Genomic DNA, 13,874 nt, shown 5'->3' on the forward strand with positions numbered 1-13,874 from the left:
TTATGGCCATTAACCGCAGTGGTCGCTGATTTTTCGCAGAGAGCGCAGTTGTCCTGCTTCTCCAGAAGCTGGACTTAATTAGTTATTTTCAACTAATTTTTAAAATATGGGGCCTAAATAGTAGCGTTTGGAAGTTCGTTGACGTAAAGTTTAAGATTTAGATTTTATTCTATCAGCCAAAACTTTAATTTCACACAAAATCAATTCTCAGATGAAAACAAAACTACTTCCTTTGTTCGCCCTGTTCATTATTCTTTTTGGCTGTAAAGACAATGACGAGGTATCTCCCAATGCTATAACTGAAGGTAAGTATAAGTATAGCTCTGAAGGGAATATGTCATGGATTGATAAAACTTTCAATTTTGTGGACGTGATGGAGTTTAAGTCCGATGGTACTGTGACTGGAGAGAGCTACACCACTGATTTAGGATCGGATAAAATCCTAGGTTATAGAGGTTATTTTTCGGGTTCCTATATGGTCATTGAAGGTAAAGTCACTATCGCCTATAGTAAGTCATATCACATGGGAGTGGAAGATGTCAACTATATACCGAAGGAGGAATTGATCCAATCACAAGAGGAAGGTTATACAAGTGATTATGTTAATTCAGAAGATTATTCCCAACTTTCTTTTATATGCCCACCGAATGCTTATTGTACTTTTTTACCGGTTTATGTAAAGGTCAATTAGTACGGATAATACTAATAAAAAAGGCTGTTTTCTGATTGGAAAACAGCCTTTTTTGGTTTAGATAAATCAATTCATCCACTTACTCATGAACTCCAAGAATGCTTCCTTTTAGTTGTCACTTACGCTGATGTGATTTTTTTCGATTTGGATTAAGTTTTTAACGCTTGAATCTTTTGGCCCAACTCATCAAAGCTTCGTAAACCAGAAGCAGGGAAAACATAGTCCATATTTTTTACGTGTAAAATTATTATATTTGTACGTATAAATGATTTCGCCATGGATACTAAACTCACATTAAAGCTTGATCAGGAAGTAATTGAAAAAGCTAAATTATTTGCATCTGAGAGGAAATTGAGCTTGTCTCGATTGATTGAAAATTACCTTAATTCTTTGACTTCAAATCAACCTACGGGTGAGCTGGAAATTTCTCCTTTTGTGAAAAGTCTTTCTTCAGGAGTTGAAATACCTGCCGACTATGACTATAAAAAGGATCGTGCTGATTATTTGGATCGCAAATACAGATGAGGAGGGTTTTCTTAGACACGAATGTCATTTTGGATCTGCTAGGAGAAAGAGCCCCTTTTTATGATGCAATAGCCAAGGCTGTGACGTTAGCAGATCAAAAGAAAATCAGGCTGATTATTTCCCCGCTTTCATTTACAACAGTAGCTTACGTTTTAAGCAAATTTGAAAGCTCAGGGTTAGTTTTAAAGAAACTCCGGATGTTTAAAATTCTCTGCGGGGTATGTTCTGTTGATGAAGAAACAATTGACAAAGGATTGAATTCAGATTTTAAAGATTTCGAAGACGCCGTTCAGTATTTTACAGCATTGCAAGCAAATTGCTCAGTCATCATTACTAGAAATGGGAAAGATTTTAAGAATTCTACCTTGCCAGTGATGACAGCGGAGGAGTATTTAAGCAGTATTGCTTAAAACACTCAATTCATCCACTTACTCATAAACTCCAAGAATGCTTCCTTGTAGTTGTCACTCACGCTGATGTGATTTTTTTCGATTTGGATAACGTTTTTTGATACCGAGTCAATGTGATCCAACGCCACTATATATGAGCGATGAACTCTCATGAATTTGTCAGCTGGAAGCAATTCCTCCATGCTTTTCAAACTAGTCAGGGAGAGTATCGGGTTTGGCTTTGAGAGCAAATGTACTTTTACATAGTCTTTGTATGCTTCGACGTATGCAATATCCTTGAGCATTACTTTGACCAGCTGATATTCTACTTTCAGAAAAATGTATTCGGGAGCAGCGGTATCTATAGTAGTGCCTTCAGATTTAGTTTGCTCTTGCTTCTCGAAGTAGGAAAAAGCTTTGGTCGCAGCATTTAGAAAATCCTCGTAGCTGTAAGGCTTTAGCAGATAATCGAGTGCTTCGACTTTGTATCCTTCGATGGCAAATTGATGATAGGCTGTCGCAAAGATGATTCGGGTCTGATCAGAGTTTTTCTTTCCATCAAGCACTCTGGCTAGTTCCATCCCGGATAGATCCGGCATCTGAATATCCATAAAAGCAAGTTGCACCTCATTCTGATTGATAAAGCCTAAGGCTTCAATGGCATTTGAAAACCTGCCAATCAGGTTTAGAAAAGAGGTTTGCTCGATGAACTTGCTAAGCAGTTCCAGTGCAAGTGGCTCATCATCTATTGCGACGCAGTTAAGTTTCATCTGTTTATGTTTTCTTTTTAATGGTCAGATGGAATCTCGCACGATGATTTATCACCTCTGTGTGTCGAATTCGACGTGCTCGATTTCATGTGTTTATTATTTGATTTTCAATGGCCACATGCCAGCCCGGCTTACGCCAGTCGGACGGGGAACTCGCAAATCTTTCCCGATAACAATCGAGACATCTCGTCCTGTGACACTTGAGTCATGCCTGTCTGACTCAGGCAGGCTCGATTTCATTCGAGATTGATTGTAAGATTTACCCAATACTCTTGTTTGGCTTCGTCTTTACCAAATTTCAGACGATGTTTATCTGGATAGAGCAGACTTAATCTTCTTTGAGTATTGACCAGTCCAATGCCATTTTCTTTGGCTTCCGGACTTTCAGCATGCACAGGGAAAATATGATTTCGAGTTTCGAAAAACACAGTATTACCCATGACTTCAAGTTTAATCATAATCTCACTTTGCTGCTGGCTACTCACACCATGTTTGAACGTGTTTTCCATAAAGGGGAGTAGAAGCATTGGAGCGATTACCAGGTCATCTTTTGGTTCATGTATGGAGATGTTAAGGGTTACTTTTTCAGTAAGCCTCATTTTCATCAATTCTATATAATCGTTTATAAAGCTGACTTCCCGGCTGAGCAATGTTTCATTTTTCTGATTTTCATATAATACGTAACGCATCATTCTTGAGAGTTTCAAAAGAGCTTCCTGCGCCTTTTTTACATCCAGATTGGTTAATGCATAGATATTATTAAGTGTGTTGAAAAAGAAGTGTGGGTTGATCTGAGCTTTCAGGTAGGAAAGTTCAGTGTTGATCCGCTGCTGGTCCAATTCTCTTCGAAGTGCTTCATCCTTTTGCCATTTCTGCACTGATGCCACAGAAGTACTGATTCCTATGGTCAACAGATAAAGCATAATATTGAAAACATCTCCCGATGATCTACGTGGTTTCGGCACGTATGGCTCATCTGGATTGAAAGCTCTATGCATCAATTCCTGAAGATTCAGGAAATTTTCAGCGTAGATAAGCACACCTACAAAAAGCACCGCAACTAGAGTAACCGTCAATAGATATACTGCATGCTTCCCTTCAAGTAGCACCTTGGGTACAAACCAGAGCATATTAACATAGAATATACCAATGAGAAGTACCGCCATGAATATTTGCCTAATCCAAAACTCTACAGGGATGTCAACTCGCCATGAAAGTGGGGTGAGTAGCAATAGTACAGTGCTTAGCATAGTCCAGCCTAGAATGTGGACTAGTATCGATACTCTCCTCTTGGGACTTAGATTGATCATAAAATCTGATTTTCAGTATCCAAACTAACGTAAAGGTAGGCTGTATATAAAATGAAATCTGCGAATAAGGCTGATTTGACTACCAATAGTGTATATGAGCTGATAAAGTGACTCATGGGTGAATATATCAGTTTTATCTGTTGAAAGTGGGTGTTTGTCGATGAAACCACCGCTTCCGTCTATTACCGGAAAATGTGCGAAACAAACCCTGTTGTTTTGGGGTATCAACTAGCACGAGGTCCAGGAATTGAAATTAATAGGTGATTTAGAAAGGGGCTTCAGAAAAACAAGATTCAACTTTCAATCACCAGACTTATAGAGCAACTATCTACTACAAATGAAACAATTATTAAACATTATCGCAGTTTTTCTTCTGTTCAGCACAAGTGGCGTCATGGCCCAGCAGACAACAGGTAAAGTAACTACTCCTTCTAAAATCGTTGGTGTTGCCAAGGATGTAAAAACAGGAGAGCCAGTAGCCTATGCTACAGCCGCACTTTATGTAGCGGGAAGTGATACCAATGTCGCTGGCGGTGTCGCTGACGGTGAAGGTAAATTCTTTATCACTGGAATGACCCCAGGATCTTATGACTTGAAGATTAGCTTTTTGGGTTTTGAAACAAAAACAGTGAAAGATATTCAGGTAGTCTCTAAGACAGGTGATGTTAATATTGGAGATATTCAAATGACAGACGAAGGCCTAGCACTTGAAGAAGTGACTGTTCAAGGTCAGCGTGACTTGATCGAAGAGCGTGTGGATCGTACGATCTACAAAGCTGAAAATGATAAAACTACTGCAGGTGGTGATGGTACAGACGTACTAAGAAGAGTGCCTATGCTTTCTGTGGATTTGGACGGTAACGTTTCCATGAGAGGAAGCAGTAATATCAGAGTATTGATAGATGGTAGACCATCCGCTATAGCTGCAAGTAGCATTACTGATGCCTTGAAGCAAATCCCCGCTGACGAAATAAAGGAAGTGGAAGTAATTACTTCTCCTTCTGCAAAATTTGATGCTGAGGGCACTTCCGGAGTTATTAACATTATTACTAAGAAGAACAACCTGCAAGGAATGTCTGCTAACATACGTACTGGTGTTGGTATAAGAGGCTCTGATTTGGGACTAAATCTAAGTGCTAAAAAAGGCAAATTTGGTTTTACCCTAGGCGGACATGGTAGATCTGGCTACAACATCAATGGTACATTCGAAAACCAGCAAGTAATCACGAATCCAGACAATTCTATTTCTAAAGTTATTCAGTCAGCAGATACTAAGAGTAATCAGCTTTTCGGAAGATATAATTTCGGAGTAGATTATGAGATTGATAAATATAACTTCCTGACAGGTGCTGTAAACTTTGGTATCAGAAATAGAAATAGCAGTCAAAATGACTTCCTTACGCAGAATTTCCTTGATGGAAACTTGGTAAGAAATGCACTGAGAGAGACAGACACAAAAGACAATTCAAACTCTATAGATGTTAGCTTAAACTATACCAAAACCTTCGAGAAAAAGGGTAAGGATATATCATTGCTGACTTTGTATAGCCGTAATAACGGAGAAAATTCTTTTGTAAATACACTTTTCGAAGAAGACTTATCTACTGTCAATTCAAGATTGAAGAATGACAATCCAAGCAGAAATGAAGAGTTTACAGTTCAGCTTGACTTTGTAGAACCACTTGGGGAAAAAGGCAAATCAATATTAGAATATGGTGCTAAAAACATCTTAAGAAAAGCGTATTCTGACTTCGCTTACTTCCAAGCTGATGGTGCAGATGGAGCATATGTAGAAAATCCGAATCCAAGCTTAAGCAATGCTTTCAGCTACGATCAAAATGTAACTGCAGGATATTTGTCCTATACAGCGACTTTGTTTAAGAATTACACGATCAAACCGGGAATCAGATATGAGTACACTACGATCAGTGCAGATTTCAAAACAGAAACAACTACTACTAAAATACCTTCTTACGGCACCTTTGTTCCAAGTTTGAATTTGAGTAGAAGCCTATCTAATGGCAACATGATTAAGGCGGCTTATAACAGAAGAATTTCTCGTCCTTCGCTTAGATTTTTGAATCCAAATATTGATCAATCTAACCCACTTCAGGTTTCTCAGGGTAATCCAGAACTGGATCCAGAATTCACAGATAACTACGAGTTAGGCTATAGCACCTTCTTCAAGAATACAATGGTAAGTTTTACCGGTTTCTTTAGAAACACTACAGGTTCCATTCAGTCAGTAAGAACTATAGCAGAGGATGGGGTCATTTATACAGGATATGACAACATCGGTTATGAAAGAGCTTATGGTACTAACGTCTTCACCAATATCAGTATTAGCAATAAAGTCTCTTTGAATGCTAGTGTAGATGCTTACTACGCAAACCTTGGTAGCGAACTTAGCTCTGTTTCAAATAGCGGATTTGTAATCAGCGGAAGACTATTTGGTAACTATACGCTTCCTAATAACTGGCAGGTACAGGCATTCACTTTTGCAAGAGGACGTCAAGTTCAATTGCAAGGTTCTTCTGGAGGATTCTACATGTACGGACTTGGGCTTAATAAGCAGTTTGACGAAAAGAGAGGTACTATTGGCTTCGGAGCAGATAACTTCCTGACTAAGGAATTTAAAATGAAGAATGAAATCATCACTCCATCTATCGTTCAGAATAGCACGAATATCATGCGAAATATGAACTTCAAAATCAACTTTAGCTATAGAATCGGTAAGTTAAGCGTGGATCAGAAGCCTAGAAGAAAGAAATCAGTTAATAACGATGACTTGAAAGAAGGCGGAAGTGAAGGTGGTGGAGCTGAAATGACTCAGAATAAATAATATTAAACAAAGTAAATAGTAGATTGGGTTACAAGAGAAAACCCGTCCTCAATTGAGGACGGGCTTTTTTATGCTTAAAGCACTTAAGAGGCGAAGTCAAATGAATTAACCTCGCATGTTCTTTAAAACCAAAAATCCCGACTTCATCCATTGAAGTCGGGATTTTCTATTGAGAAGAAAGAATACTATTTGTAGCAGACTTTCTTGATAGCATCTATTGTTCTCTTCACATTCGGTAAAGTAGCTTCTATATAAGTAGGAGAGTAGCTCAAAGGTATATCCATTGAATTCACACGAATTACCGGAGAGTCTAAGTAATCAAAAGCATAACGCTGGAAGTGATATGTCAATTCAGAAGAAATACCTGCGATTGGATTTGCTTCCTCTACGATCACTACACGATTGGTTTTCTTTATAGATTCCATGCAAGTAGCATAATCTATAGGTCGCACTGTACGGAGGTCAATGACTTCAGCTTCTATGCCTTCTTTTGCCATTTCTTCGGCAGCTTCTAAGGCGACTTTCATCATTTTACCGAAGGAAATCACAGTGACGTCTTTTCCTTTTCTCTTCACGTCAGCTACACCTATAGGAAGTAGATATTCTCCCTCAGGCACTTCACCTTTGTCAGAGTACATCACTTCGGACTCCATGAAAATGATTGGATCTGGGTCCCGGATGGCAGCTTTCATCAAGCCTTTTGCATCGTAAGGATTGGAAGGGACGATTACTTTAAGACCTGGCGTGTTAGCAAACCAGTTTTCAAAGTTGGAAGAGTGTGTTGCTCCTAATTGACCTGCATTACCTGTAGGGCCTCTGAAAACGACTGGCACACTGTAAGCTCCGCCTGACATGGCTAGCATCTTTGCAGCAGAGTTGATGATCTGATCTATAGCAACTAAAGAGAAGTTGAAAGTCATGAACTCGACGATAGGCTTAAGCCCATTCATCGCAGCGCCTACAGCAAGCCCAGAAAAACCGAGTTCGGCTATTGGCGTGTCATAGACACGGTCCGGACCGAATTCTTCAAGCATTCCTTGGGATACTTTGTAAGCTCCGTTGTATTCAGCAACTTCTTCGCCCATCAAAAAAACGTCTTTATCACGTCTCATTTCTTCGGACATTGCCTCTCTGAGGGCTTCACGAAACTGTATTTCTCTCATTAGTTTATGACAAAATTTTGGCTCGTAAAAATAGAAAGGAATTGGCCAAAACCAAAAATTAAGGGCGCTTTATCCCTAATTGATTACCCTAAATACACGGTTTTTGAATTAACGAACTCTAAAATCCCATATCTGCTCAGTTCTCTACCGAATCCTGATTTTTTCACACCACCAAAAGGTAGGTGCGGATTGGATGCCACCATCGAGTTGATAAAGACTACGCCGCTTTCGATTTTACCGGCTAAGTTCTCCGCTTTTTCTTTGTCCTCAGACCAGATAGAAGCGCCTAATCCAAATTCAGAATCGTTGGCAAGTGAAATTGCATCTTCCTCATTTTTCACTTTGAAAATAGTCGCCACGGGCCCAAAAAGCTCTTCATAATATGCTGGAGCCGAGGTCGGGATATCAGTTAATATTGCTGGTTGAAATAATGCCGAGCCTTCTTCTGGTTTATTTCCACCATAAAGTAAAGTGGCGCCAGCTTTTACGGATTTGTCTAGCTGATTGTGTAGCTCTTCCACCAAATCTGGCCTTGCCATACAGGCATAATCAGAGCCTTCGTCCATTGGATCTCCTTGTTTCAAGTTTCTGAAATGCTCTACAAACAATGCGAGGAATTCTTCATATATGTCTTCCTCTATAATAAACCGCTTGGCTGCAATGCAGCTTTGGCCAAAGTTGATCATTCTAGCTTTTACGGCCGTTTCAGCTGCTTTCTTAATATCAGCATCTTTCAAAACAATGAAAGGATCACTGCCCCCTAGTTCCAGTAGGGATTTTTTGATATTTTTTCCAGCAGCCGCAGCAACTGAAGCGCCTGCTTTTTCGCTACCCGTTAAGGTGACTGCTTTAATTCTGTCGTCCTCAATTAGGGATGTGGTTGTTTTGGAATCAATGAGGAGGCTTTGGAAAGTTCCTGTGGGGAATCCTGCGAGAGTAAATACCTCTTCAATCGCCAATGAACATTGAGGGACATTAGAAGCATGTTTTAGTACGCCTACATTTCCGGCCATCAAAGTAGGTGTAGCAAAGCGGAAGACCTGCCAGAATGGGAAATTCCAAGGCATCACGGCTAAGATAATTCCTAGTGGCTGATGGATGACTTTTGCTTTTTTACCATCAGGTAAATCAATTGCTTCAGCTTGGAGGAATTCAGAGGCATTCTCAGCATAATACTCACAAGCCCAAGCGCACTTATCTACTTCCGAAAGTGATTCTTTGAATACTTTTCCCATTTCCAGAGAAATGATGCGAGCGTATTTATCTCTGTTATCCTTTAATACTCTAGCTGCATTGTTCATCAATTCAGCTCGTTTTTCAAAATCAGTTTCCTTCCAAATCGAAAATGCAACTGAGCCCGCGCTAAGTTTTTCCTCGATTTCTTTTTCCGTTAAGGAGTTAAATTCAGCTAATAATTCTCCAGAATAGGGATTGATTGATTTGATAAGGCTCATTTTTCTATAGGTTTACCAGCTTCCTGCCAAGCTTCGATTCCTCCATGTAGCGAATAGATATGAGTAAATCCAGCAGCCTTCATTACATCTGCTGCATTTCCAGATCTCACCCCTATTTTGCAATAAAGGATGTAGGTTCTGTTTTTATCTAGCTTGGCAATCTCACTTTTGAAATTGTCATTTATATAGTCTACGTTTTTAGCATTTGGGATATGTCCCTCAGCCATTTCATCAGGTGTGCGAACATCTATTATTCTTACAGCACCTTTGTTTTTTGCTAATTCTTCAAATTCTGATACACTAATCGCTTTTACCCCAGAAGATTGAGCATAGGTAAAGTCAATCTTGACTAAAACGAGCGCTACTATTAGGAAAATAATTTTTTGAAGTTTCATGGTTTATGAGTTTGATGTGAAAGATTGACATTCCATATTGAAATGAAAATTTAGCAAGATTAAATTCAAATGCCTACGAAGATCGCTCTCATCTCAGATTCCCATAGTTATATAGACCACAAAACCCTCGCCTACTTAGATGAGGTGGATGAGATTTGGCATGCAGGGGATATTGGGAATTTTGAAGTAATGGATGCTTTGCCTCAGGGGAAGCCTGTACGGGCTGTTTTTGGGAATATTGATGACAAGGCTATGCAGCAATCCTATCCGGAGTGGCAGGAGTTTACGCTGGCAGGAGTCAAGGTGCTGATGACGCACATCGGGGGTAAACCTCCCCGCTACGCCAAGGGTGTTAAATCTAAAATTAAGGAATCTGCCGCCAACCTTTTCATATGTGGGCATTCACACATTTGCAAGGTGGAATTCGATAAGACAGTGAATTGCCTCTATATGAATCCTGGGGCTATTGGTCAGCATGGATTTCATGTGATGCGGACGATGTTACTTTTTGATCTGGAGGCGGGGCAAATAAAAGATCTCCGAGTGGTGGAATTGGGGAAAAGAGGGAAGGTTTTGTAAAGATTGTAAGATGTGAAAAGTGAGAGGTTATCTTATTTTCAGTCACAGTGATCAGTCGCAGTGGGGTAGTGTTCTGGTTTCTGAGTGTGTATTTGTTAGTGGTAAGATGTAAAAAGTTAGAGGTAGCCTCAGTATTCAGTCGTGGAGCCTTGTCTAGTTTCTGCGGACATTTTCTAATGTCTTAAGTCTAACGTCTAAAATCTAAAAAATGCCAGAAACCAAAAAAGGCGATCATACTGACCGCCTTCAATGTTTTTGCAGAAATAAATATTATTTCGCGAAAGACTTCTTAAGCTCTTCAACGTCCACGTTTCTGATTACAGGCTGAGCAGACAATTGCTTGATCTTAATCACACGTGTGGTCTGAGATTGTCTTTTTCTTTTAAGTTTTCTCTTCAGTGTAGTAACTGCCATGGTCGTATATTTTTAATAGTATTGTTTCGAAACGAGTCGCAAAAGTAAATAAAGATTTCTTTTCAGCCTAAAATAAATAGAATTTAATTCCGTGACTTTCGTGATATCAGGGAGCGTTTCCTTTTTTTTGAATAAATTTGGCAGCTAATCACCAAAAAACAAGCTATGCAAAAGCCAAGTCTGCCAAAAGGAACCAGAGATTTTGGAACCATCCAGATGGCCAGAAGAAATTATATCCTAGATACAATCAAAGGCACTTTTCAACTTTTTGGCTTCAATCAGATCGAGACTCCTGCGATGGAAAATCTCAGTACTTTGACTGGGAAATACGGCGATGAGGGAGATCAGTTGCTTTTCAAGATTTTGAATAGTGGAGATTACCTGAAAAATGTGGGTACTGAAGATTTGCAAAATGGCTATAAGCAAACATTGACAAAGGTTTCTGAGAAAGGCTTGCGTTATGATCTGACTGTTCCCTTTGCCCGCTTCGTGGTAATGAATAGAAATGATTTGACTTTTCCTTTCAAGCGTTTTCAGATTCAGCCAGTTTGGCGCGCAGACCGACCTCAGAAGGGTAGATACCGCGAATTCTATCAGTGTGATGCAGATGTGGTTGGGACGGATAGTTTGCTTTGCGAAGCAGAAATCATTCTGATGATACGATCTGTTTTCGAAAAATTGAAGTTGAACGATTACAGCATCAAGCTGAATAATAGGAAAATCTTAACTGGAATTTCTGAAGCAATCGGAGAAGCTGGCAAAGAAGGCCCGCTTTGCGTAGCCATTGATAAGCTGGATAAAATAGGTTGGGATAAAGTAAAAGAGGAATTGAGTGAGCGAGGATTTGCAGCTGGTTCTATAGATAAATTGGCTCCACTTGTGAAGCTGGAAGCTAATCAGGCGGGGAAATTGAGCTATTTGAAAGAATTCCTTGCTACGAGCGAGGTTGGACTTCAGGGAGTGAGCGAGTTGGAGGAAGTATTTCAGATCTTGGCAGACATGGGTGAAAACCTGGATTTAGTGGATTTGGATATTATGTTGGCTCGAGGGCTATCCTATTACACAGGAGCGATTTTCGAAGTAAAAGTGAACCATGTCTCCATAGGATCCGTCAGTGGGGGTGGTCGATATGATAACTTGACTGAAAATTTCGGGCTTAAGGAGAAAATGTCTGGAGTCGGATTTTCGTTTGGGGTAGATCGTTTGTATGATGTGCTTGAAGAACTAGGTTTATTTCCAGATGACAGTATTCAAAGCACCAAAATTTTGTTGACGCACTTTGATCAGAAAGCATTTGTATATGCTTTGGGATTGATGAAGAAATTCAGAGCAGCGGGGATCAAAGCAGAGCTTTATCCTGACCTGACCAAAATGAAAAAGCAACTTGATTTTGCTTCTAAAAAAGCAATTCCTTTCGTGGGAATTTGTGGAGACTCAGAGATTGAGACGAATGTAATAGCATTGAAAAACCTGGAAACGGGAGCGCAAGAATCCGTAAGTTTAGAAGAGGCAATCGCGCTGTTAAAGTAAATTGTAACTCACGCTTTGTGGGAAGATCTTAATAAAGAAAATATGTTTGATATAATGGGCATGATGGGCAAAGTGAAAGAAGCCCAAGCAAAAATTAAAGAAACGCAGGCAAAGCTTGTTCATCTTACTGCAACTGGAGAATCTGGAGCAGGAATGGTGAAAGTATCTGTGAATGGAGATAGAAAAGTTGTAAGTATAGAATTTGATGATTCGCTTCTTTCTCCAAAAGACAAGGAAATGTTAAGTGATTTAATCGTAGCTGCTACCAATATTGCGATGACAGCTATCGAAGCCAAAATCAAAGCTGAGATGAAATCTGCTACAGAGGGCATGATGCCGAATATCCCTGGAATGGATCTAGGTGGCATGTTTGGGTGAAATCGAGCCTGCCTTAAGCAGACCGGTTCATGACGGGCTTTCTGAGGATTTATAAACAAAAGATATACAGATGAAATCGAGCAGAAGTTTACCGTCACAGATTAGGATGATAATAATTCATGCAAGATTCCTCCCGATAGCTATCGGTATGGCTGCTGAAAAACGATATTAATCATATGAAATCCTGCGCCATCGTCATATTGAATTACAATGGGGAAGAAATGTTGAAGACATTTCTTCCTTCAGTTTGTAAGCATAGTACCTATGACGTTTGGGTAATAGACAATGCGAGTACCGATGGCTCGATTGATTTTTTAGATGAAAACTATCCTCAGATTCAGCAAATTAAACTTTCTGAAAATTTCGGATATGCTGGTGGATATAACGAAGGACTTGCTTACCTCAAAGGCCAATACGATTATTATATTCTTTTGAATTCCGATGTGGAGGTTTCCGCAAGTTGGGATTCGGTTCTGATTGCTTGGATGGAAGCTCACCCTGCTTATGCGGCACTTCAGCCTAAGATCTTGTCTTGGGCAGCCAAAGACACTTTTGACTACGCAGGTGCTGGAGGTGGGTTTTTGGATGCTTATGGCTATCCTTATTGTCGGGGTAGGATTTGGGATAGTATTGAAAAAGACATTGGTCATTACAACGATGCAATTGATGTTGATTGGGCTTCAGGAGCCTGTATGGTAGTGCGTGCTACAGTTTTCCATGAACTGTCCGGCTTTGACTCAGATTTTTTCGCGCACATGGAGGAGATAGATCTCTGCTGGCGTATGCGGACTTCAGGTTGGGAAATAGGCTACAACGGCTCAGTAGAAGTCTATCATCTGGGTGGAGCTACGCTGGATAGGGCGAGTCCCAAGAAAATGTACCTGAATATTCGGAATAGTCTCAGCATGATTTATAAGAATGAGACTTCCTTTAGGTTCTTCAGGATTTTTCTGGTCAAATCTTTGTTAGAGCATCTGGCAGCACTGAGTTTTGTGAGTCAGGGAAAAAAAGAGTTTTCGAATGCAGTATTAAATGCGTATCGAGATTTTAGGTTAAAAAAGAATTCTATTGATAAATTTCGCCCAGAATTGGATGGGAGAGAAGTGGTGAAAAGACAAGGGAAGGTGACTTTAGTCTTTTGGAACTGGAAAGTGTTAGGAAAGAAGCGCTACGATCAACTTTAATCAAAAAGGACAGGGTTGTTCTTTTTTCGAAAGAACTTCCTGATTTTCATAGTCATTGCCATACTCACATATAAGATCACTGGCGATCCCATCGTAACGAATGAGGCATAAATAAAGAATAAACGAATGCTGTCAATAGGGAAGTTGAGCTTTTCACCCAAGCGTGAGCAAACCCCAAATGCTCTTTCTTCGAAGAAGATTTTCAGTTTTTCCATGGTAATAGGTGAGTTGGTTGCGGTAAATTTAAGGA

The 13,874-nt window shown here is 39.9% G+C and carries 16 protein-coding genes; 8 read left to right on the forward strand and 8 right to left on the reverse strand.

All coding sequences use genetic code 11. The annotated features are described in order from the left end of the window. Positions 1–211 precede the first annotated feature (211 nt). The 3 genes from ESV85_RS09390 to ESV85_RS09400 all read left to right on the forward strand — a co-directional run bounded on the left by ESV85_RS09390 (position 212) and on the right by ESV85_RS09400 (position 1,626). Positions 212–691: a hypothetical protein gene (locus ESV85_RS09390; protein ID WP_146916899.1), complete on the forward strand. Its 480-nt coding sequence runs from the start codon at positions 212–214 to the stop codon at positions 689–691. A 276-nt stretch (positions 692–967) separates the two neighbouring features. Beyond that, positions 968–1,216: a DUF6364 family protein gene (locus tag ESV85_RS09395; protein ID WP_146916900.1), complete on the forward strand. Its 249-nt coding sequence runs from the start codon at positions 968–970 to the stop codon at positions 1,214–1,216. Continuing rightward, complete coding sequence (locus tag ESV85_RS09400; protein WP_146916902.1) at positions 1,213–1,626, forward strand: type II toxin-antitoxin system VapC family toxin; 414 nt, start codon at positions 1,213–1,215, stop codon at positions 1,624–1,626. Before ESV85_RS09395 ends, ESV85_RS09400 begins: the two co-directional genes overlap by 4 nt. A 5-nt stretch (positions 1,627–1,631) precedes the next feature. Here ESV85_RS09400 and ESV85_RS09405 read toward each other — a convergent pair whose 3' ends face one another. The 3 genes from ESV85_RS09405 to ESV85_RS09410 form a co-directional block, all read right to left on the reverse strand. Beyond that, positions 1,632–2,375 (reverse strand): LytR/AlgR family response regulator transcription factor, encoded by a 744-nt coding sequence (locus tag ESV85_RS09405; RefSeq protein WP_146916904.1) that lies wholly within the window; start codon positions 2,373–2,375, stop codon positions 1,632–1,634. 96 nt (positions 2,376–2,471) lie between these two features. Next, positions 2,472–2,615, reverse strand: coding sequence for a hypothetical protein (locus ESV85_RS22280; RefSeq protein WP_191321978.1), 144 nt, complete (start codon positions 2,613–2,615; stop codon positions 2,472–2,474). Then, entirely contained in the window at positions 2,612–3,685 is a 1,074-nt protein-coding gene (locus ESV85_RS09410) for a sensor histidine kinase (RefSeq protein WP_146916906.1), read from the reverse strand. Before ESV85_RS09410 ends, ESV85_RS22280 begins: the two co-directional genes overlap by 4 nt. A gap of 337 nt (positions 3,686–4,022) precedes the next feature. Here ESV85_RS09410 and ESV85_RS09415 point away from each other — a divergent pair, with 337 nt between their 5' ends. Continuing rightward, complete coding sequence (locus ESV85_RS09415) at positions 4,023–6,527, forward strand: outer membrane beta-barrel family protein (RefSeq protein ID WP_146916907.1); 2,505 nt, start codon at positions 4,023–4,025, stop codon at positions 6,525–6,527. A 185-nt stretch (positions 6,528–6,712) separates the two neighbouring features. On the opposite strand, the gene ESV85_RS09420 is transcribed toward ESV85_RS09415, so the two are convergent. The 3 genes from ESV85_RS09420 to ESV85_RS09430 all read right to left on the reverse strand — a co-directional run bounded on the left by ESV85_RS09420 (position 6,713) and on the right by ESV85_RS09430 (position 9,539). Beyond that, positions 6,713–7,690 carry a pyruvate dehydrogenase complex E1 component subunit beta gene (locus tag ESV85_RS09420; RefSeq protein WP_146916909.1) on the reverse strand — a complete coding sequence of 326 codons (978 nt, stop codon included), beginning with the start codon at positions 7,688–7,690 and terminating at the stop codon, positions 6,713–6,715. Between the two features lie 83 nt (positions 7,691–7,773). Next, a complete protein-coding gene (locus tag ESV85_RS09425) occupies positions 7,774–9,144 on the reverse strand; it encodes an NAD-dependent succinate-semialdehyde dehydrogenase (RefSeq protein WP_191321979.1) in 1,371 nt (456 codons plus the stop codon). Further along, a complete protein-coding gene (locus ESV85_RS09430) occupies positions 9,141–9,539 on the reverse strand; it encodes a rhodanese-like domain-containing protein (protein ID WP_146916911.1) in 399 nt (132 codons plus the stop codon). The genes ESV85_RS09425 and ESV85_RS09430 overlap by 4 nt, the downstream gene beginning before the upstream one ends. 69 nt (positions 9,540–9,608) lie before the next feature. On the opposite strand from ESV85_RS09430, the gene ESV85_RS09435 reads away from it, so the two are divergent. Further along, a complete protein-coding gene (locus tag ESV85_RS09435) occupies positions 9,609–10,118 on the forward strand; it encodes a metallophosphoesterase family protein (RefSeq protein WP_146916912.1) in 510 nt (169 codons plus the stop codon). Between the two features lie 270 nt (positions 10,119–10,388). Here the strand turns inward: ESV85_RS09435 and ESV85_RS22285 are convergent, their stop codons facing one another. Then, positions 10,389–10,532: a hypothetical protein gene (locus ESV85_RS22285; RefSeq protein ID WP_170857096.1), complete on the reverse strand. Its 144-nt coding sequence runs from the start codon at positions 10,530–10,532 to the stop codon at positions 10,389–10,391. A 165-nt stretch (positions 10,533–10,697) separates the two neighbouring features. Between ESV85_RS22285 and hisS the strand changes: the two genes are divergently transcribed. The 3 genes from hisS (at position 10,698) to ESV85_RS09450 (ending at position 13,624) form a co-directional block, all read left to right on the forward strand. After that, positions 10,698–12,062: a histidine--tRNA ligase gene (gene hisS / locus ESV85_RS09440; protein WP_146916914.1), complete on the forward strand. Its 1,365-nt coding sequence runs from the start codon at positions 10,698–10,700 to the stop codon at positions 12,060–12,062. A 42-nt stretch (positions 12,063–12,104) separates the two neighbouring features. Then, complete coding sequence (locus ESV85_RS09445) at positions 12,105–12,440, forward strand: YbaB/EbfC family nucleoid-associated protein (protein ID WP_146916916.1); 336 nt, start codon at positions 12,105–12,107, stop codon at positions 12,438–12,440. A gap of 176 nt (positions 12,441–12,616) precedes the next feature. Then, positions 12,617–13,624 (forward strand): glycosyltransferase family 2 protein, encoded by a 1,008-nt coding sequence (locus ESV85_RS09450; protein WP_146916918.1) that lies wholly within the window; start codon positions 12,617–12,619, stop codon positions 13,622–13,624. On the opposite strand, the gene ESV85_RS09455 is transcribed toward ESV85_RS09450, so the two are convergent. Next, positions 13,621–13,839 (reverse strand): PspC domain-containing protein, encoded by a 219-nt coding sequence (locus ESV85_RS09455; protein ID WP_091695064.1) that lies wholly within the window; start codon positions 13,837–13,839, stop codon positions 13,621–13,623. The genes ESV85_RS09450 and ESV85_RS09455 overlap by 4 nt on opposite strands. Between the last annotated feature and the right edge of the window lie 35 nt (positions 13,840–13,874).

The organism is Algoriphagus aquimarinus (assembly GCF_007997215.1).
GTDB classification, from domain to species: Bacteria; Bacteroidota; Bacteroidia; order Cytophagales; family Cyclobacteriaceae; genus Algoriphagus; species Algoriphagus aquimarinus_A.